General features: G+C 40.0%; 22 protein-coding genes and 2 pseudogenes. 21 read left to right on the top strand and 3 right to left on the bottom strand.

Annotated features, from left to right (window positions below):
- The coding region (locus tag AC1TO9_RS16485; protein ID WP_482059884.1) for a zinc ribbon domain-containing protein at nt 1-243 on the top strand (243 nt) is incomplete at its 5' end.
- Between the two features lie 136 nt (nt 244-379).
- Here AC1TO9_RS16485 and AC1TO9_RS16490 read toward each other — a convergent pair.
- Complete coding sequence (locus tag AC1TO9_RS16490) at nt 380-733, bottom strand: winged helix-turn-helix transcriptional regulator (RefSeq protein ID WP_482059987.1); 354 nt, start codon at nt 731-733, stop codon at nt 380-382.
- 149 nt (nt 734-882) lie between these two features.
- Between AC1TO9_RS16490 and AC1TO9_RS16495 the strand changes: the two genes are divergently transcribed.
- The 4 genes and pseudogenes from AC1TO9_RS16495 (at nt 883) to AC1TO9_RS16510 (ending at nt 4729) form a co-directional block, all read left to right on the top strand.
- A complete protein-coding gene (locus tag AC1TO9_RS16495) occupies nt 883-1605 on the top strand; it encodes an NADPH-dependent F420 reductase (RefSeq protein ID WP_482059885.1) in 723 nt (240 codons plus the stop codon).
- A gap of 218 nt (nt 1606-1823) precedes the next feature.
- Nucleotides 1824-2030 carry a DUF5316 family protein gene (locus AC1TO9_RS16500; protein ID WP_482057886.1) on the top strand — a complete coding sequence of 69 codons (207 nt, stop codon included), beginning with the start codon at nt 1824-1826 and terminating at the stop codon, nt 2028-2030.
- Nucleotides 2031-2252: 222 nt separating this feature from the next.
- Nucleotides 2253-2927: pseudogene (locus AC1TO9_RS16505) on the top strand (phosphotransferase); the annotation flags it as partial.
- A 236-nt stretch (nt 2928-3163) separates the two neighbouring features.
- Nucleotides 3164-4729 carry a class I adenylate-forming enzyme family protein gene (locus AC1TO9_RS16510; RefSeq protein ID WP_482059886.1) on the top strand — a complete coding sequence of 522 codons (1566 nt, stop codon included), beginning with the start codon at nt 3164-3166 and terminating at the stop codon, nt 4727-4729.
- A gap of 76 nt (nt 4730-4805) precedes the next feature.
- Here the strand turns inward: AC1TO9_RS16510 and AC1TO9_RS16515 are convergent, their stop codons facing one another.
- Nucleotides 4806-5255, bottom strand: a complete 450-nt coding sequence (locus AC1TO9_RS16515; protein WP_482059887.1) for an AraC family transcriptional regulator — start codon at nt 5253-5255, stop codon at nt 4806-4808.
- A 254-nt stretch (nt 5256-5509) separates the two neighbouring features.
- Here AC1TO9_RS16515 and AC1TO9_RS16520 point away from each other — a divergent pair, with 254 nt between their 5' ends.
- A complete protein-coding gene (locus AC1TO9_RS16520) occupies nt 5510-6061 on the top strand; it encodes a hypothetical protein (RefSeq protein ID WP_482059888.1) in 552 nt (183 codons plus the stop codon).
- Nucleotides 6062-6139: 78 nt separating this feature from the next.
- Here the strand turns inward: AC1TO9_RS16520 and AC1TO9_RS16525 are convergent, their stop codons facing one another.
- Nucleotides 6140-6760 (bottom strand): FMN-binding negative transcriptional regulator, encoded by a 621-nt coding sequence (locus AC1TO9_RS16525; protein ID WP_482059889.1) that lies wholly within the window; start codon nt 6758-6760, stop codon nt 6140-6142.
- 266 nt (nt 6761-7026) lie between these two features.
- Here AC1TO9_RS16525 and AC1TO9_RS16530 point away from each other — a divergent pair, with 266 nt between their 5' ends.
- The 15 genes and pseudogenes from AC1TO9_RS16530 to AC1TO9_RS16600 all read left to right on the top strand — a co-directional run bounded on the left by AC1TO9_RS16530 (nt 7027) and on the right by AC1TO9_RS16600 (nt 19710).
- Nucleotides 7027-7536 carry a GNAT family N-acetyltransferase gene (locus tag AC1TO9_RS16530; RefSeq protein ID WP_482059890.1) on the top strand — a complete coding sequence of 170 codons (510 nt, stop codon included), beginning with the start codon at nt 7027-7029 and terminating at the stop codon, nt 7534-7536.
- A gap of 152 nt (nt 7537-7688) precedes the next feature.
- Nucleotides 7689-8705: a phosphotransferase enzyme family protein gene (locus AC1TO9_RS16535; RefSeq protein WP_482059891.1), complete on the top strand. Its 1017-nt coding sequence runs from the start codon at nt 7689-7691 to the stop codon at nt 8703-8705.
- A gap of 367 nt (nt 8706-9072) precedes the next feature.
- Nucleotides 9073-9639, top strand: coding sequence for a sigma-70 family RNA polymerase sigma factor (locus AC1TO9_RS16540; RefSeq protein ID WP_482059892.1), 567 nt, complete (start codon nt 9073-9075; stop codon nt 9637-9639).
- Nucleotides 9629-10132 carry a DUF3600 domain-containing protein gene (locus tag AC1TO9_RS16545; protein WP_482057890.1) on the top strand — a complete coding sequence of 168 codons (504 nt, stop codon included), beginning with the start codon at nt 9629-9631 and terminating at the stop codon, nt 10130-10132. Before AC1TO9_RS16540 ends, AC1TO9_RS16545 begins: the two co-directional genes overlap by 11 nt.
- A gap of 368 nt (nt 10133-10500) precedes the next feature.
- Nucleotides 10501-10761 (top strand): annotated as a pseudogene (locus AC1TO9_RS16550) (NAD(P)/FAD-dependent oxidoreductase); the annotation flags it as partial.
- A gap of 39 nt (nt 10762-10800) precedes the next feature.
- Nucleotides 10801-11655: a copper amine oxidase N-terminal domain-containing protein gene (locus AC1TO9_RS16555; protein WP_482059893.1), complete on the top strand. Its 855-nt coding sequence runs from the start codon at nt 10801-10803 to the stop codon at nt 11653-11655.
- Between the two features lie 20 nt (nt 11656-11675).
- Nucleotides 11676-12251, top strand: a complete 576-nt coding sequence (locus AC1TO9_RS16560) for a GNAT family N-acetyltransferase (protein ID WP_482059894.1) — start codon at nt 11676-11678, stop codon at nt 12249-12251.
- A gap of 149 nt (nt 12252-12400) precedes the next feature.
- The gene (locus tag AC1TO9_RS16565; RefSeq protein ID WP_482059895.1) at nt 12401-12754 is read left to right on the top strand and encodes an acylphosphatase; all 354 of its coding nucleotides are present in this window, start codon (nt 12401-12403) and stop codon (nt 12752-12754) included.
- Between the two features lie 38 nt (nt 12755-12792).
- Nucleotides 12793-13113, top strand: a complete 321-nt coding sequence (locus AC1TO9_RS16570; RefSeq protein ID WP_482057894.1) for a hypothetical protein — start codon at nt 12793-12795, stop codon at nt 13111-13113.
- A gap of 571 nt (nt 13114-13684) precedes the next feature.
- A complete protein-coding gene (locus AC1TO9_RS16575) occupies nt 13685-13990 on the top strand; it encodes a DUF3889 domain-containing protein (protein ID WP_482057895.1) in 306 nt (101 codons plus the stop codon).
- Nucleotides 13991-14307: 317 nt separating this feature from the next.
- Nucleotides 14308-14772: a hypothetical protein gene (locus AC1TO9_RS16580; protein ID WP_482059896.1), complete on the top strand. Its 465-nt coding sequence runs from the start codon at nt 14308-14310 to the stop codon at nt 14770-14772.
- 322 nt (nt 14773-15094) lie between these two features.
- Nucleotides 15095-16726: a copper amine oxidase N-terminal domain-containing protein gene (locus AC1TO9_RS16585; protein ID WP_482057897.1), complete on the top strand. Its 1632-nt coding sequence runs from the start codon at nt 15095-15097 to the stop codon at nt 16724-16726.
- 520 nt (nt 16727-17246) lie between these two features.
- Nucleotides 17247-17987, top strand: coding sequence for a UMP kinase (gene pyrH, locus AC1TO9_RS16590; RefSeq protein WP_482057898.1), 741 nt, complete (start codon nt 17247-17249; stop codon nt 17985-17987).
- 291 nt (nt 17988-18278) lie between these two features.
- The gene (locus AC1TO9_RS16595; protein WP_482057899.1) at nt 18279-18950 is read left to right on the top strand and encodes a hypothetical protein; all 672 of its coding nucleotides are present in this window, start codon (nt 18279-18281) and stop codon (nt 18948-18950) included.
- A 277-nt stretch (nt 18951-19227) separates the two neighbouring features.
- On the top strand, nt 19228-19710 hold the full coding sequence (locus tag AC1TO9_RS16600; protein WP_482059897.1) for a DUF2975 domain-containing protein: 483 nt from the start codon (nt 19228-19230) through the stop codon (nt 19708-19710).
- The last annotated feature ends 8 nt before the right edge of the window (nt 19711-19718 follow it).

Below are 19718 nucleotides of genomic sequence, written 5' to 3' on the forward strand. Positions count from 1 at the left end.
AGTATGATTGAATACAAAGCGAAATGGTCGGGAAAACAAGTCGTTACCGTTGCTAGAAACTTTCCTTCCAGCCAGCTCTGCTCAAGTTGTGGCTACAAAAACATAGACGTTAAAAATATCAGACTACGTGAATGGGACTGCCCAGAGTGCCATACCCATCATCAAAGAGATATTAACGCAGGAATCAATATTAAAACTGAAGCCATAAGACTTCTAACCGTTGGAATGACGGGGATCGCCTAATCAAAAACGAACCGTTAGGTTGGTGTTCTTAGGAATCTCCCACTTCAAACAGACCGTAAGGTCGGTTAAGTGGTGAGTAGTTCAATCGCTTTAACATATTTGGATATAAGGTCCGCAGTTATATGCGTTTATTATTCTATTTTTCTCCATGTTTTTTCCCGAAATCCTCCATCAAATCGAGGATAGGAATAAATTCTTTCCCTTTTGGTGTTAACGAATATTCAACGCGTGGTGGTACCTCTGGAAAAACATTACGTTCAATTAAACCATCGGATTCTAGTTCTCGAAGTTGTTTTGTAAGTGAGCCTTGTGAAATATCCCATAAAAAAGTTTTAATTTCATTGTAACGATATTCTTTTGATTTTAGAAACCAAAGTATGAGACATTTCCAACGACCCGATAGCATGTTTTGAGTATAAGCAATCCCATAGAGGTCTCTATTTTCCTTAATAAACTCTTTTTCAAATCCATCCTTACATATTCTAGCCATCATATCACCTTTATTTTCTGTTGAGTACAAAAAAGTGTACTACGTCAATTTTTATTGCCTACTTCAAAAAATAGAGTATTAAGCTTATTATATAATCAATACTTTAAAAAGTCACAAAAGAAGTAACACTATATTTAGGAGGAACAATAATGAGATTTGGAATTATAGGTGCAGGACCAATAGGGACAATTATTTCTAAAAAATTAGTTAAGAATGGACATGATGTCAAAATTGCAGATGCTCGAGGAATTGAACGTTTAGAAGGAAAAGAGATTGCTGGAACACCTGTGAGTGTAGAAGATGTAATAACAAATATTGATGTTCTTATAATATCTATCCCTGTTCATGTAATGCCTAGCATTCGTAACATTGTAGATCAAGCTGGAGAGGAAGTAATCGCTGTAGACACTTCGAATTATTATCCTTTTAGAGACAATAAAATTGAAGAAATTGAGAACGGGATCGTTGAAAGTGTTTGGGTTTCAAATCAATTAGGAAGACCTATCGTTAAAGCTTTCAACAATCAATTAGCTTATACTTTAGAAAATAAAGGAACCCCCGAAGGTACTAGTGGTCGCATTGCCATGGCGATTGCTGGTAATGACGTATCACAAAAACAAATAATCATGGACGTAGTAAACGAGCTAGGCTTCGATGCAGTAGACAGTGGTTCTTTAAGTGATTCGTGGAGACAACAGCCAGGAACTCCTGCATACTGTACAGAACTAACAAAAGAGGAACTAGCGGAAGCATTGAAAAAGGCAAATAAAGAAAAAGCACCATTCCTACGGGATAAGGTCATGGAGAAGTTTTCAGCTGGATTTTCACATAAAGATATTGTGAATCTAAACAGAGAAATATATAATTCATAATTTTGGAAACTCCGGACTCGTCACAGAGCAATATATAGACATTGTTTGTTCAACTAACGGGACACGATAGTGGAATAGCGGTTGCTTCGGTAGCCGTTTTTTTATTTGCTCAACTAACGGGCAGTTTAACGTAAAAGAACTTCACTTACTCGCTTGCAACCTTTCCCTGTAATAAACGTTTTATTAAAAACTAGGGTGATTGGGAAGGAAGATGAATTATGAATTTTTTTATCTATCTAGGGTTTATTCTCATTTTTGTTTCTGGTCTTTGCATTGGAGCATGGACGACTGGCTACCAACAAAGAGGTAATTTTTACTCAGAGCCTAAGGAAGAACGTGAAATAAAGAAGAAAGTTGCTACATGGTCTGCTTTAGCAGGAGTCGTTTCGTTTGCAGTTGCTGGTCTAATGTATTTATTAGGCTAACGGAACACGTTAGTTCAATCATCCATCCGTAGAGCTCCGGGGTTTCCTGAATTACGTAATATGAGTATTATTTATTCTCATCAAGTTTGCTAACTTTTTTGAGTTATCATCATCGAGTTGTTCCAGAGCTTGTATAACGCCCTTAACGGTTTCTAGAGGGGTGCTCAGAAACCTGTTGTAAACAAAGCGGGCCAACTAGTTACAGAATATCATTCTGACCAGTTAGGTCCCATTTTCGCAACTCTTCTTGAATGGATTGATGGTTCGACTCTTTCGTTAGCTGAAGCACATATTGACCGAATCATCTATCGATTAGGTGGAAATTTAGCTAAATTGCATGAGTTTTCACAGACTTTGAAACCAGTGGAATTACATCGGCCTGTTTATAATGCTGAAAGGATCGATGAGGTATTAACAGAACTTCAACAAGGAGTAAACAAAGGTTTCCTCAATCAAAATAATTTCGATATTATCAAAAAAGTACTTACATTAGTCCAAGAACAGCTAAAAGAACTTGACTCAAGGGAAAATTCATGGGGGCATGTTCATGCTGTTTTGCAACTGGGAAATGTCATTGTGTCAGAAGAAAACCCGATACTTATAGATTTTTGTCTTTTCAGATATGGTTATTACTTGTTTGATGTGGGAAGTGCTTCTTCCATGCTTAAAAGCGAGTTCAGAAAGACATTATTGGAAGGTTACGCATCTAAAACGGAGTTTTCCTTTTCTGATATCCGATATATTGAAGGGCAAATCTTTATGGATATATTCATTAGTTATGTCTTTTTCATTCACGATCCTAATAAGAATGGTTGGATTAAAGAACACGCTGCAAAGTTGTGCAGGACGCTTTGTTGTGATTTTCTTGAAGGTGAAGAGGTTTACTATTCATTTTAGGCTTTTTACCGTTTTGTCCTTCATGAGACACTTATGCTCAAATACCAATGATGCTATGAAAACTTAAGAAAACAGGAGGAAATGAGAGCTAATGCTTTCTTCGTAGAGGGAGATTAGTTCAGTGATTTATTAGGTGAGCTAATGAAAGTAATAGAAAAGTGTTATGTCTATTATTTTCAATAATATGCTATAATCTCACTAATCCTAGTGTTCAACTAGATTAAGGGGGAATTGAATTGTTTCTATTTGAACGACTACCATTGGCAGCAAGTTTGTTTTCTGATGCGCCAGCACTTTTACGATATGGGCAGACTATTTCTTATGGGGAGCTTCATCGTCACGCTGAAAAGCTCGGGAGTGCTCTCTATGTCGAGGGTCTTCGGCCAGGAGATCGACTTGCTATTCTCGGGGATCCTGATCCCCAGATGGTTGTTGTGCTCTATGCTGCGGTTGGGATTGGTGTCATACCAACTGCGATTTCACCGTTGCTAAGCCCTCCGGAAATTGCAGCTATTCTTGATGACGCTGAACCGAACTTCCTAATCCATGACAATCGTCACGCCGAAACCGCCTACTCCGCTGTAAAACTTCTCTCGAACTCTCCGACACTGTTTGCCACTGAAGAAGGTTCGAGTTCTAATTTGTTGAGATCTCTTTTACAAAAGGATCTTACATCACCATCAATTGGTACGTGTGACCGTAAAATTGATGATACAGCCGTACTTATTTATACAGGAGGAACTACAGGTAGACCGAAGGGGGTAATGCATTCGCATCGTGGAATGGCAGCCTGGAATCAATTAACTCCTTCCGTTGGGTTCGGATATGATATTGGGCGTCGAGTGCTAGTGCTTAATCTATCGCACCTAGTCGGGCAATTCCAACTGTGGGCGACCATGGCAGCTGGGGGATGTCTGGTCTTTCTCGATGAATATCCGGCTAACGTTCAGTGTATAGTTGAGACAGTTGAACGCGAACAGATTACGCACCTCAGCACGGTCGGACAATTGCTTCGTGACCTAACCAGCGAGGTTTCCGCTACCGGTAGAGATTTGCAAAGTCTCAAGATAATTGGTTGTGGTGGCTCCGTCATCTCACCGGCTACTCTAGAGAGTGCGGTTGCACAGTTCCCAGGAGCGTTGATCGTCAACAACTATTCACAAGCGGAATGTGGGATGGCGATAAGTCGATTACTACCAATACATCATATAGATGATCCGATTCGTCTTCGATCAGTAGGTCGTCCCGCCGACCTAGCCATTCAGGGAGAACAAGCCTTTCAGGTTCGAGTTATCACCGCTGATGGACGGGAGGCAGTAGAAAATGAGCCTGGTGAAATCGTTGTTCGCGGTGCTCAGACGATGTTAGGGTATTGGCGCCAACCAGAGACTTCTAGTGAAACTATGAGCGAGGGGTGGATTCGAACAGGCGATGAGGGTTGTCTGGATGCTGACGGTTATCTATTTGTATTAGACCGTCTGAAGGATATGATCATCGTAGGTGGTTCTAACGTATACTGTCCTGAAGTGGAACAAGTGATCATGGCACATCAACAGGTTGCGGAAGCGGCTGTTATTGGACTTCCACTACCCGACGAAGGAGAGGAGCTCGTTGCTTGTATAGTTCTGCGAGACTACGGTAGCTTAGAACTGGAACAGTTGTGGGCAGTTTGCGAACCTAGCCTTGCACGGTATAAATGGCCGACTAAGATATTTGTTCTCGATACACTCCCTCGAACTGCTGTGGATAAGGTTGATAAAAAAAGTCTACGCATGCAACTATCTTTATTCGCTAAGAGTTAAACTGCTCAATAAGCACAAAAAGGCAGCTGGTCAGCACGACCGGCTACAGTTTTATTAATAACGGAGATTTCGTTAATTATAACCGTTTTATTGGAACACATATTTCGCAAAAGTCATTGTTGTTACCAGAGTATTTTTCTAAGATCGGCTTGTCGTCAGGGTAAAATCCCATTTCGTTTATAGCTGGGAAAATTTCTGACCAGGCTCTTTGAACATCTTCTGCTGTATGTTTGATTTTTAAAATAACATATTCTCCACCAAAGAGTTCACTTTCGTTGACAAAACCATCAATTTGGTTATCTTTTGCAATCACAATACATGCATCATATCTACATTTCTCAGGAAGTGTTGTTTGCGGGTTGTCGTGTGGAATTCCGAATAATATAGCCGATTCAGTAAGTAATTTTTTCTCCATCGCCCATCTTTTTAATTCTTGCATTACTTGAACATTGGCAGGACCATAGGGTCCAATTTGTCGTACATACGCAATGCGATAATTCGGTAGAGTTTCGATTTTAATATCCATAGCTTGATTTTCTTCCTTTCTTATCTGTTATTTTCTACATATTGGATGTTATCATGATATAAAAAAATATTCATATCTTTTTTTATATTGAAAATTTCAATTCAACTAACGGGACACGATAGCACAGCGGTGGAACCGATCCATCGCTTGTTTTTCATTGCTGGAAATCCGTTCAACTAACGGGCAGTGTAGTTGAATATAAAGGAGAAACTTATACTAGCTATAAAGCGTCTTAATTTATGGGGGTGTTTTGATTGTCTAAAACCAAAAAGATAATGTATTATGCCTTATTTCTTATAGTGCTTTGTATTGGATGTTCATTGTATTATTTTAATCAGTACCAAGTTAATAACGATAATTTATCCATACAATCTAATTTGAAAGACTGGTTAAATAGAAGAAGTACAGAAGAAATTATACCTAATGTTGTAGATGTTGTGCGATTAGATAATTCAGATTCCTATATCGCTTTATTTCAGTTGGAAAATGATAATATTGGATATTCGCAATTGATTAAAGGATTGAACGGTAATCTCAAGATTGAACGGTCAGGTTATGGCACTAATGTAGTATCCTATGAAAAAATAGAAACAAATAAAGGTGCGTATGGAATATTAATTGGTAAAAACCCCGAATTAAAAATAGACCATTTGTCAGTCAAACTAACACATGAAGAATTTGTTATTACAACAGATGTTTCTAAGGACGAAAAGTTCGTGAAGTACGAGAAACTACCAAGTGGATTAAAAGAAACTCTCCATGCTGAAATAACTTTATTTGATGAAAATAATACTGTAATCCAATAATGATTTTATAGAAAACTATTGATCTAACGGGAAACGTTAGTTCAATCATCCATCCGTAGAGCTCCGAGGTTTCCTGAATTACGTAATATGAGTATTATTTATTCTCATCAAGTTGGCTAACTTTGTTGAGTTATCATCATCGAGTTGTTCCAGAGCTTGTATAACGCCCTTAACGGTTTCTAGAGTATAGTCCTGATGTAACTTCCAAGCAGCTTCCCAATGTGTAACTTTTATTTTAAATCCAACGATATACTTAACGAGTTGATTAACATGTTCTTCGCTAACGCCACTCAAGTCCCATGGTTCAGTGAAACCTGCTTCATACTGATTCACTGTATTAGACAGGATATCCATAACATCGTCCGCACTGGTGAGGAGTTGGAACTGACCATATAAATGAGCAGCGACATAGTTCCATGTCGGTACCTGTTTTTCAGCATACCAAGAGGGGGTTATGTAGCTTTGAGGTCCGGAGAAGATGATTAGTACCTCTTCCTTCAACTCCATCCATTGCGGATTTGCTTTAGCCATGTGACTATAGAGGTAGATTTCATCACCTTCCGATCTGACTAGAAAAGGAAGATGCGTTGCTGTTATCTTACCTGCTTGTGAAATAAGTACACCAAAACTATTTTGTTCAATAAATTCAAGGATGGTTTCTTTATCCTTCATTTGGTAAGCTTTTGGAACGTACAACATTATCAGCCCTTTCTCAGATCATTTAATGCTCATAATAGAATAAAGGATTTTCACGGAGGAGGCTACACTTTTTTTCTAAATTGTTCCTTTTTTGATTTATAAACTCTGGTCAATTCACTTTTAATGTATGCCAGTGGACAGTTGAATTGCATGTATGGCTAACGGGTAGGATAGTTTAACAATAATTGTTCTTTACCAGTTTAGTCCTAATTACTATGTTACTATATATAATAGTTTCATCTAATTACTTGGGAGGAAAATACGCTATGAGTTTACCTTTACAAATCCGTCGAATGACACAGAGCGACATTGATATTATACATATGGGATTATCTAGTCATGACATAAGCAAACCTCTTGATTATGTAAAGAGTTGTTGGGAAGAAAACCAAAATCATGAAAGAGTTACACTCTTAGTGTTTTATGAGAATGAGTTTGTAGGATGGGGACATGTAGTATATAAATCGCAATATCCTTATTTTTTTGAAAACGATATACCTGAAATTCAAAATTTTGACGTCATCCCCCCATTCAGGAAACGTGGGATAGGAAGTGTATTAATTGAGGCTCTTGAAGAAGATGCTTTCGCTATATCCAAAACTATTGGTATTGGATTTGGACTGTATGCTGACTATGGAACTGCACAAAGGCTGTACATAAAGCGTGGTTTTATCCCCGATGGAAAAGGAATAATGTACAATAACATGCCAGTTGAACCTGGAAGTCAAGTTAGTGTTGATGATGACTTGTCACTTTTTTTAATAAAAACATTATGAAACAAGGAATTTCCCGTAAAACTAACGGTAAACTATAATTCAATACAAGTAGATTAAAACCTCTCTTCAGAAGCAAACCTAGATGTATAGTTCTAATAGCAGGAATCTTGTTTATTACAATGATAAGAGAACGTTAAAAGGGGGGATTTACTATGGATACCGGCTTTCGAATCGATAGCGATACAAATCGGAGTCTTACGCTGAAGCAAACCAAACAATCGGCACTTAACGTTTTGCAGGAATATGAGGTGGACTGGAGCTCCATCCATTTCATCCAAATATCTGAGCATGTTACTTTCCGCATAGAGAGCGGCGAGGGAGAGAAGTTCTTGCTCCGCATTCACCCGTTGAGTAAGTCGCGCGAGGAAACCGTATCCGAACTTGAATGGTTGGCGACTCTTAGATATAAAGGTCTTGTCGTGCCCGAAGCCGTACTGAACCGAGAAGGGGCTTTCATCACAGATACCGCTACAAGTGGCGGGCAACGATATTATGCGACCTTGTTGAGATGGATCGAGGGTGAGCGCTTGGATAAGAGGGCGCTTACGGTTGAGAGCATCCGAAAAATGGGGGCACTGATGGCGCAACTTCACGAGGCAAGCTCCGATTTTTGTCCATACAAAGGCTTTGCGCGCCCTTCTTGGGGTAGAGAGAGCTTTCTAAGGGACTGGGAGCATTTGCAGAGGCATTACCGACATTTCATTTCAGATGAAGCCTTTGAATTGTACACCACGGCCGCAGCTAAAGTGGCAAATCATCTCGAAAGGCTGGAACCCACTGGAAGTAATTATGGGATGATCCATGCAGACTTACACAATGGCAACGTCGTTTTTTACGACGACGAACCGTATGCCATCGATTTCGGTAGATGTGGTTTCGGCTATCATCTCTATGACATGGCCCAGTCGATCATGGGGTTACTTCCTCCCCAAAGAGAGCTTTTCATAGATGGGTATGAGCAGGTCAGAAAAATGGACGAGAATTCCATTCCGATATTGGAGTGCTTCTTCATCATGTCGATCATCGAGGCATACAGCTTCCATGCGGAGATTGCGATTGAGACTGAAGGTCTGATCGAAGAGCAACCCTATGCACAAGCAATATTGAGAGCCTACATAAATGGGATGCCGTTCATGTTTCAGCCACTTGATGAGGTTCCCTTAAGCTAGCAATAATAATTGATATTAATATTTAAAAGGATAAGGATGGTGTAATTTAAGTTTATTTCCTGTTGCCCCAATTGACTTATTGATTCGGGGGCGTTTTTTATGAAAAAACATAAATGACAGTTCAAACCTCGTTCAACTAACGGGCACGATATTTCAATACAGATCAGGGGAAGACTTGCCGACAGTAATGGATCGGCAGGTCTTTTCCGCTAACAGGCAGGTTTGTTCGAATAGGGGTTACCTCACCAAACGTGTAAAAAATTAGCGATATACCTGACGAGTATCGTCAAAAAAGTTTAATCTCTTACTGAACCTTTTTCCCCGTGAGAGCGAATTAAGGGTTGTAACATGTCAAGGAGGGGCCCCCATGAATGATAAAGAGTTACTTCCGTGGCTTGAAAAAGCAACGTTGGGCGACGAGTCGGCTTTTCAGATTGTCTATCAGGCGACTCATCAAGACGTCTATCGGACGGTTGCTTTTCTCGTCTACAACAAACAGGACATTGAGGATATTGTGAATGAAATTTACATGCGCATGTGGAGGTCATCTCACACGTACGACTCGAACCGGCCGTTCCGGTATTGGCTGCACGGGATCACTGTACGCCAGGTCCAGGATTGGAAAAGAAAGACATGGAGGAGAATTCGCCTCTTTGAACGAAACCGTCAGATGACTTGTCAACAGCAGTTCGACTGGACGGACAAAGATGTCCTGCAGTCCGAAATGCAGCATGAACTGTTCAGCCTTGTCCGCCAGTTGTCGTACAAACTACGTGTGGTCGTCATCCTGCGCTATTTTCACGACTATGCTCTGGTAGAAATCGCAGACATGCTGCAGATCCCTGTGGGCACAGTGAAATCCAGGCATCATTTGGCACTGAAAGAACTCCGGAAACGTTACGAAATGACGGGAGGAGACGTGTATGTCCATTGACAAGCAATTGCGTGAAGAACTACGCCAGGCAGCAGATTCGATGCACTGCCCACCCGATTTGTATGGACGTGTCCAACAGTCCTATCAACACTATCTAAACGAAAAGAGAGGTAGATTTCCCATGAAAAAACGCATGCTGGCAGGTATTGTCGCAGTAGCAATCCTGATTCCGTCTGCCGTATTTGCTGCTTCCTATCTGGCCGATGATATTTTCGGTTCTTCTGCGACCATTGAACAGCGCGGTGGTACACAAGAAGATTATCAAGAGATTGAGGGAATGCTTCAAGCAGCAAAAGGCAAGCTTACGGAAGACGAATTCAAGGAGTATATGGAGTTGTTCAAGCAGTTGATGCAATTAAAGGTGAAGATGACCGATGAAAATGGGGTCAAACATGAGGAGAAGCTGACCAAAGAAGAACAGCAGCAGTTTGAGCAGCTCGGCTCCAAGCTGGCCCCGTATTTCGAGAAGATTACTGGAACCGCCAAGCCGTAAGAAAATGAAGCAAGGACCCATCCGATCTGGAGTGGGTCCTTTTTTCTCGACCAGGGGTAGTACCTGCGAAGTTGATACCAGGGGCGCATTCAGGCAGTGAGTTGGATTATTCATGAGGACGAAGAGCATAAACATGATTGATTACGCTATCGTGTCCAATGGATCGGCAGTTTTTTTCGTAAACAGACCGTTTTTCGTAACTAAATGATTCCAAGACCGTCTATAACAAGAAGAAGGAGTAACTATGCCAAATTACGTACTTTAGTCTGATACATGTACAACTACTATAGATTAGGGGATATCGAAGTTGGAAACAGCATTATCTACGATGCGCTTAGAAACAGAGCGGCTTATTATCCGTCCCTACATCGAAAAGTCTTACATTCGCACCTGATCTAGCAGAGAGCACATTTCAGGAAGTAAGGGTAGGCTTCCGTCCTTTTACAGCCGATTTTCTTCCGGTCATAGGCGCCATTCCAGATTGGGAGGGACTTCTTGCGGTAAACGGTCTCGGGGCCTCCGGATTGACGATGGGCCCTTATATCGGAGTCCAGTTGGCTAAGTTAGCGCTAGGAATGGAATTAGATATCGATCTAACCGAATATGACATTTGCAAAGCGATTAGCTAACCTGTTGGTTTAGTACAAATAAAAAGTAGTTATTTAAAAATGAAACGAATATTTTCAGGGATTATTCTTGTATTTCTATTAGTGATTACTTCCATACCTACTTATGCAGCTGCAACTAACATTCAAATCAAGGTTGACAATGTTGTTATTCCATCCGAGGTGGAACCCGAAATTAGGAATAGCCGTACAATGGTGCCTTTGCGTGTTATTAGTGAAAATTTGGGAGCTAATGTCGATTGGTCGGATTCTGAAGTTACCCTTACTAAAAACAATATGCAAGTAATGCTAAACCTGCATAGCAATACCGTAATAAAAAACGGGAAAACGTCTCTGCTTGACGTAAAACCATATATAAAGGATAACCGTACCATGGTTCCACTTCGCTTCCTCTCAGAAACATTCGGCTGTAAGGTCAATTACAGAAACTCCATAGTTACTGTTGATTGCGAGGCATTGGTCATCGATGATGTAAAAGTACAAGCGTTGCAACATGAATACCATATGACTATGGGCGGCGTAGTACAGCAAATTAATGGGAACGCATATAACGAAACCATTTATAATATTTTTGTAGACAACAAAAGCAGCAAAGTCGAATTTCCTGCAAATTATTCGTGGATGTATACCATCGATACTCCTGGATCTTATTATAAAGAAGGTCAATATGATTTTTTGGACCTAGAAGGTAATAGTCTAAAGCGTTTTGATATTTATACTTTATTAAAATATTTTCCAGAGGAAAGCTTAAAGGGATACCCAGAAGTTTTAATTTATGATGCTACTGAAAACCAATGGTATTTATTTAGCGATATCGCAAGACAATCCATTCAACGGTTAATTGATACCGCGAATAAGAATGGTTTCCTAAAAATGATCAGTAATACGGTTGTGTAGTAGAAAAAGGAGGATTTAACATGAAAGGTAACCCCATTTTGCTATCATTTCCAGAAACATTTGAGACAGAGCGATTAATCATACGTGCTCCTCAATTCGGAGATGGAACCTTAATCAACGAGGCAATAACTGAAAGTGTAAATGAGATGCGTCCGTGGTTACCGTTTGTAAAGAATCTTCCTACACTTGATGAGTCAGAAGCTTATGTCCGTAAAGCTAGACTTAACTTTCTGGAACGGACAGATTTAGTTCTACACTTAATTGATAAGAACACGGGTCAATTTGTTGGAAGCAGTGGGCTTCATCGCTTTGACTGGAATATTCGTAAGTTTGAAATTGGATATTGGCTGAGAACTTCACATACAAAACAGGGATTAATGACGGAGGCAGTTAACGGAATTACGTCTTTTGCAATTAATCATTTAGAGGCGAAACGAATTGAGCTTCGTTGTAGTTCCGGAAATGTAGCTAGCATCCGAGTAGCAGAACGAGCTGGTTTTACCCTTGAAGGAACACTACGAAATGTAAGCCAAGATGACTCAGGAGCTATTACTGATATTAAGATATTCGCAAAGGCAAAGGGATACGAATACTAAACGTACTTATCTTGTAGGACTACGCTAACGGGACACAATAGTTCAAGAATAAATGGCTGCCGATTGGCAGCCGTTTTTCAATGGGAAGTTTAGCTGAAAAGTGTTCAACAATCTGAAAATGAAATATCTATAAAAAGGGGCACGAAAGAATGAGTGTATTCAAGAAAGTAAGAGATGGATATGTCATTCGGCATGCAAATCGCATTAGGCTTCCGACATTTGTATCAAGCACTATAGTCAGAAAGAAAGTGACCTTTTCTGGAAGGGTACAAAAGGTAGGGTTTCGCTTGGAAATACATTGTATTGCTCAAAGAATGAAATTAACGGGATGGGTAAAAAATTCAAAAGATGGAAGTGTGGAAGTAGAGTTACAAGGGGAAGAGTTGCAAATTTCTTTTCTGGTCAATTGTATGCAGTCATTGAAACGGGCATCTGTCAAGAAATTGACTATTATTAATCTGCCTATTAGTGAAGGTGAGGAAAACTTCACAATAGTGAGATAAAGTACATATTGTTTAGCTAGCTTATTGCAAAAAGTCACATGGTGGATTTCTTTGGGGATTCGCCTGGTCATCATTTGTTTCATCACGGCGAAGTATTAAATTTTGCTGTAAGACCAAATAACGCATTTGCATCACTTATGGAGCTGGAACCCAATACAAAGTATGTAAAAATGAAAATACGTGGTGGCAGTGATTCAGGAAATTTTAGCACCGAAGAGGAAAGAACCCTTAGTCTTGAATATGCCATTAAGAAGGGCGTAGATTATGAAGAGGTGCGGAAATCGGCATTCGATTCTACATTGCTTGTGCTTTTGGGAAACAAGGTAATTGCTGAGATTCCTTTAAACAAGAAGAAGTAGGCTGGGCTACTCCTTCCTCGCCTCCGACATTAAAGTTAAGCTAACTCGATAACGGGATACGTAAGTTAAAGGAGCAGGTTGCTGTGGCAGCTGCTCCTATTTTCATTAAGCTCCCATGAAAATTAAATTAGCTCAAACCCTGAAAAAGAGCATAATAAAGTAGACCGAGAATAACACTTTTTTAAAAAAGGCTGAGCCCCTTGAGTAATCATATAGAGATTGTTAGATCTTTTAAGCACAAAGAACATCATATACAACAAACAAAAAGGCAAGGCTGGTGCAACAACCAAAAAAGGATTAATCCCCCATGAGTGCTACCCATATAGGGTGCGACATTCTGTGATGCACCGTGGTGGTCGGAGTCAGACTAACGGTTGGGCTCTATAGCACCATAGCTTATCGACCTTCTTCGCCAGCCGTACAAACAGTATAGACAGAGGTATCCATTTTCATCCTCTGTGGTGCAGCCCGCTCTTAGGCTGCATGTATGGCTGACGGGCAGGTTTGATTAAGAATATATCTGGATAATGTAGGAGATATTATTGAAAACTTCTCCAGATGGGCGGTTATTATGAAAAAATTGATGATATCACTATTAACTCTTCTAATTATTTCTACTGTTTCAGTAGAAGCTGCACCTGAATACGCAAAATGGGGTAAAATTGCAGTAGAGGAAACACAAAAACATTACAAAGCAGACATAATTGATTATAAGCACATTGGTCGTACTAATTTAACACCAAAAAAGTCTGAAGAGAAATTCAAACTATGGATTAGAAGCAAAGAAGGTAACGAGTTTGGGGTTTTTGTATCAATTCAATTTGACCCGTCAACTGAAATGATCCAATCGATTCAGTTTTCTGAATCTAATCGTTAGATGTAATAAATCTCGCTTATAATGCTAAAGGGATGCGATTGAACAGCGGTGGAACCGATCCATCGCTTGTTTTGCATTACTGGAAACCCGCTCAGCTAACGGGCAGGATAGCGTATTAAGGACAGTACAAATAAATTGTGAAAAGGTGGAACTTTTATCGTGTGCTAACGTCAAAATATATAGCAACATTCAGGAGTTGCTGTTTCAAAGGGATTCTAAGAAAAGTGGTGTTGATTTTGGTGAGAAGGATATCTTTCATTATTATTTTAATGATTTTTATTACAGGATGCTCAATTTCGAGAGAGGATAAAATTGACATGTTATTAGAGAAAACACAGCCTAAAACGTTTGAGTTACTTTATCAAGAAGATGTGGAAAAGGGAATGATTGTCCTGTATAAAGACGAATCGGGATTTCGCCATGCATTCTTCTCTAATAAAAAAAAATACTGGAACACTAGTGGGAATGCCGAACTAAATCCAAAGGATGGTTTTACTTGGGGAATGACTAATGATCCTAACATTCCAATACTGACGTTTGCAGGGTTAATTACTGATGACGAAACAAAAAATGTGATGGTAAGACAAAACACATTAAATCAACAAGCAAAAATTATTTCAACAGAGCAAGGACGATATTGGTTTACCTATTTCTATTATTTGGAAGAAGCCCCTGGACAACCAGATCCCCTCAAAATTGAGGCTTTATCAGGTGATGGCGAGATAGTATGGAAAGATGGTATATATGCTGGGGAATTATATAGAGGAAAAACAAGAAAATAAAGTAGCAAGTTAAGCTCCCATGAAAATTAAATCTGCAGTTACTGTAAAAAGGCAAAAGTAAATAAGACGCAGCTCATTCATTTTTTTAAAGGTTCAGGGAGCCATGCTGCAGCATCAAGGAGTCGTTCCCCCACGTGGTTGCCGTCTTGCCCACCACTGTGAAAGTAAAGCAAGAACCAAAGGAAACACAATAAGTCCGAAAATGCTTCGAGAAACGGTCCAACACTCACAATATTTTCCGGCTGAGTACCCATAAAAAGCCAAAAATAAATGGGCAATAGAATTTAATTTTTTAAAACCACCTTAAAGGAGGAATGAACAGATGAATAAAAACTTAAAAACCAAGTTTTCCTGCGAGATGCGCTTCAAATTACGATGGTCTTTATTTCTGCCGGCGACGCTTCTAGCCACGGCTGCAGCATTTGTCATCGCGCTACCCGTATCGGCGGACAAATCCGAAGCCCACGCTACATCTGTAAAAAACGACATCAACATCACGATTAACGGAAAAGTGGCAAAGACGAAAACGCCTCCTTTCCTAGACCAAGGTACGGTTTATCTGCCTGTCCGGGATATCGGGGAACTACTCGGAACCTTGGTGTCCTGGAACACACAGGCCAAAACGGTGACGATGAGGTATCCGGAACTCACGGTTAAAATTCCCTTCGGCTCGACCAGCGCAGCAGTAAATGGGCAACCAGTCGCTCTGTCCACGCCCCTCCGAATGGTTGATGGGCGTGTGTATGTACCGCTGCGCTTTTTCTCGGAGGCTGTTGGAGCGGAAGTTAAATGGGAGGCGGCCACACATAACGTACGCATGACGAAGCCGAACGATTACCTCAAGCTGAACCCGTTTGCGATATGGTTGAATCATACGACCCATGACCTGTATATGGGCAAAGACGAACAGTCCGATGTACTTCCCATCGGCAAGCTGGATGCGCAGTTGCAGGGTACGGTTATTGTTCAGTACCTTAGCAGGCAAGGTAAGAATACGGTGCTGACATTAGAGGATAGATATGCCAGTCCCCATCCCCATTATGAAGTCTACACTCTTCTGATCCGCGATAACCGGATCGTCGAGCAGAAACATGCGTCTTATGACCAACGGTATGAGCCAAATACGTCGTATTATCAGGTCTATGATCTAAACGGCTGGATTGAATATACGGTCCTGACGGACGGCAAGATCGTGTTGGTATATAACGATGAAGGGAAAGTCGTCTCAACGTATGATCTGCCTGAGCTGACCCAGCAGGACGACGTGTTCGGCGTCCAGGCTGTGGGTACCGATTTTCTGGTAGTCCGGCCCAAACGCAGCGGCCTGCTGACACTTATCGACCTGAAAGACAGCTCTACTGTGTTCCTTGCCGATAAGCTCCTGACGGGAAAAGATTTGGCATATGCGCATGACAACCAGACGCCATATCCTGGGGATTCGTTGAGCTTTGGCGGGGACGTGGGGTACGGCGTTTTGGATTTCGCTTATCTCAGTCCGTTCCAAAACAACAACGGCCAATCAGAACGACTGTCCTACGAACGACCGTCTTATGAAGAAGAACGAAAGGCGCTTCCCAAGGAGCGCAGCTTTCAGGAGATGGCATCCTCATGCTCTACCGATACGGTCGTGTCTGTAGATATTAAGGATGGGGATCTCATGTATAAACCGCTGATCGGAACGAATAAGCAGGATCAGGAAGGGATCCGAACGGTTTGCCGCATCCTCAAGAAAATCACCGCAGAAGGCGTTGAAGTTACGCTGCCCCGGACATTTCCGGAAACGTTCTCCCATGGAATGTCAGTTAATTTTTCTACCGGCGATTCGGTCAGCATCCATAGAGCATCCGGGGATAAGCTGGCCATGGGTTCCGAGCTTGGAGGAAAAAACATATTTCTTGGCGATGCCCAAATCATCAAGGAGTTTGAGCGCCTGAAAGTGCTGCCTAAGCAATGAATGATCTGGAAATATGTTGGAGCCCTACAGTACTCCGAATAAACGATCGCCTAAACAAGCCGAGATTTGCCCGGCTTGTTTTTTTGTGGTCGATTTAGAGGGAAATAATCCAAAACCTGCATCTAAAAATAGGACATCCGAGTAATTCGGATTATGATATTGCCATTCCTGCTCATCGATAACGGACTTCTCTACGCGGTTTAGGCCAAATTGGTGTGCCAGGATGGCAGGCGGCTACAAGAACCGCGGCTTCTTGTGATCGGCTGCTTTTTCTAAACTAACGGGCAGAAGAGTTTAATAGCTATGCACTGCCATACACAAATAAAAGCCTATCAAAAATAAAACTATATTGCACTTTGTCTTACGGTCTTATATTATAAATAATAGAAATGGAAGGTGTTGGAATATGGTGTTGTCTGTGACGAACAACTTTTTAGATCAGTTAAACCATATTCCTTTATTTAAAAAACACTAAAGCAGTCATTGCTTTAGTGTTTTTATTTTGTTGGAGGTGAATGAGATGAGGTACAAACGTGTTCTTATAAAACTAAGTGGTGGAGCATTAGCTGGAAGTAATGAGTTTGGTTTCGATCCAGAAAGATTAGAACATATTGCAAATGAGATCATGACAATTCTAAGTCTCGGGGTTGAAATTTCTCTTGTTATAGGCGGAGGAAACATTTTTAGAGGGAATATGGGAGAAAATTGGGGGATAGAAAGAGCAGAGGCAGATAACATTGGAACATTAGCTACGGTAATAAACAGTTTAATGCTAAGAGGTGTTTTAAAAGCAAAAACAAGTTCTGAAGTACGTGTTATGACGGCAATACCAGTTACTTCCGTGGCAGAACCATATATTAGATTAAGAGCGATTCATCATTTAGAGAAAGGGTATATAGTAATATTTGCTGGTGGTAATGGACAACCTTATGTGACTACGGACTATCCCTCGGTACAAAGAGCAATTGAGGTTAACTGTGAAGCAATTCTTGTTGCAAAACAAGGTGTGGACGGTGTTTACGATCAAGATCCCAAGTTTAATAAAGATGCAAAAAGGTATGAGTCACTGCATTATAACGACATTTTACATCTTAATTTAAAGGTTATGGATCAGTCAGCATTTATACTCGCTAGAGATTACCAATTACCGATTCATGTTTTCGATTTTGATAAAATTGGCTCAATGAGAGAAATATTTGAGGGTATGAACACTGGTACAATAATTAGTAATAAGTCAGAATTAAAATTTAGCAAAGAATAGGTGAATGGATGGTAAAGTGAACTTTGGCAAAATGACCCCCCATACTATTTCTTGGTTAAGCTAAAGGGTACGATAGTTCAATTTCATGAGGGCTGCCAAACGGCAGCCCTTCGTTACGCTAACGTGCAGATTAGTTCAATATCGACACAAGGCAGTTAAACAGAACTTTCCAGTGAATGTGAACGTATAAGAAAAGTGAAGATATGAACGACAACGGGTTCTGGTCACAATCAAGAGGGTTCGAACAAGTTAAGAAGATGCAAAGTTATTAGAGATAAGGGGGCGGAATATTTGAAAATCTGCAAGGTTGTAGCCATACTAGCCGTTGCATTGTTAATGATATCCGTAAGCATGAATGTAATTAATTACAAAAAAACAAAGAATTATGAGGTTGCCGTTAGCGTTGCTTTAAGTGATTATCTTTCACATAATAAAACTGGTTCCATTGATAGGTCACTCACTCAAGTAATCACTGATAGAAAATTATACTTTGGCGAGGTAGGAAGACCAGTTAATTATTTGGCGAGAGATTTTCAAGAACTAAGTAATATGCATCGAGAATTAACGCTGTTGTATGGACCGTTATTTTCATATAACAACTATAACCAAATTAGCAGCATAAGTACTAACCCCAACATCTTTGATATGCTTGCTAATTTTTCGTCATTTTTTGATTATTTATATGAGAATAATTCTGACTCGATTGCGGTTGAAGATGAAAGACTGTATCTAAGCTTTAATAAATTAAAAGATGAAGAACGGAAAGGGATAGAAATAATAGCTGAAATAACTGGAGTACTTGAAAAAATAAGAAGCGAAAGTTCTCAAAACAAAGCACTATTGGATTATTTCGAGGATTACATGATAAGAAGTGCGGAATACTTTCATACTCAAGAAGTACAGGAGAAAGTTGCTGCTTTTGAAAGTATAAGAATAAGATTAATACCTAAAATGAACAGTTAAGTAAACCATTCAACTAACGGGACACAATAGTTTGATAAACATCAGGGGAAGACTTGCCGACAGCAATGGATCGACAGGTTAGTTGAACAAGTTATTAATAGAATAGCTTAAAGTCATGGAGCATTTCTTTGTAATGAGGAATGCTCTATATTTTTTGTGAAACTAAACACACAGGTTCAAAAAAACACTAATATGATTCAATTCGGTAAAAATTTATTGTGAAACGATAAATTCCATGTTAAAGTCAAATGAACAATAAATTAGTGAGGTGCATTTTATGAAACGAGGAACAACACTCTTTTTAAAGATAGCTGTTATTCTTATTGGAATTCCAGTTCTTGCTTTGTGCATATTTGTGGTGCCTGAGATAGCGAGTTTTGCAGTAGAATTGTATCCAGATATGACTTTTTTGAAATATCTCATTTTAATCGATTTGTATGCAACGGCGATACCTTTTTACTTTGCTCTGTATCAAGCTTTTAAACTTTTAAGCTATATTGATAAGAATCAAGCTTTTTCGGATTTATCTGTAAAGGCATTAAAGACTATCAAATACTGTGCAATCTCAATTAGTATCTTGTATGTTCTAGGCATGCCACTCTTTTATCTTATGGCAGAGATGGACGACGCTCCAGGTATCATAGTAATCGGATTGGTCATTATTTTTGCTTCAATGGTGATTGCGGTCTTCGCTGCTGTTCTTCAAAGGCTTTTACAAGAAGCCATCGATATAAAATCAGAAAATGACTTCATAGTCTGAGGTGAATA

The organism is Paenibacillus sp. Y916 (genome assembly GCF_056786435.1).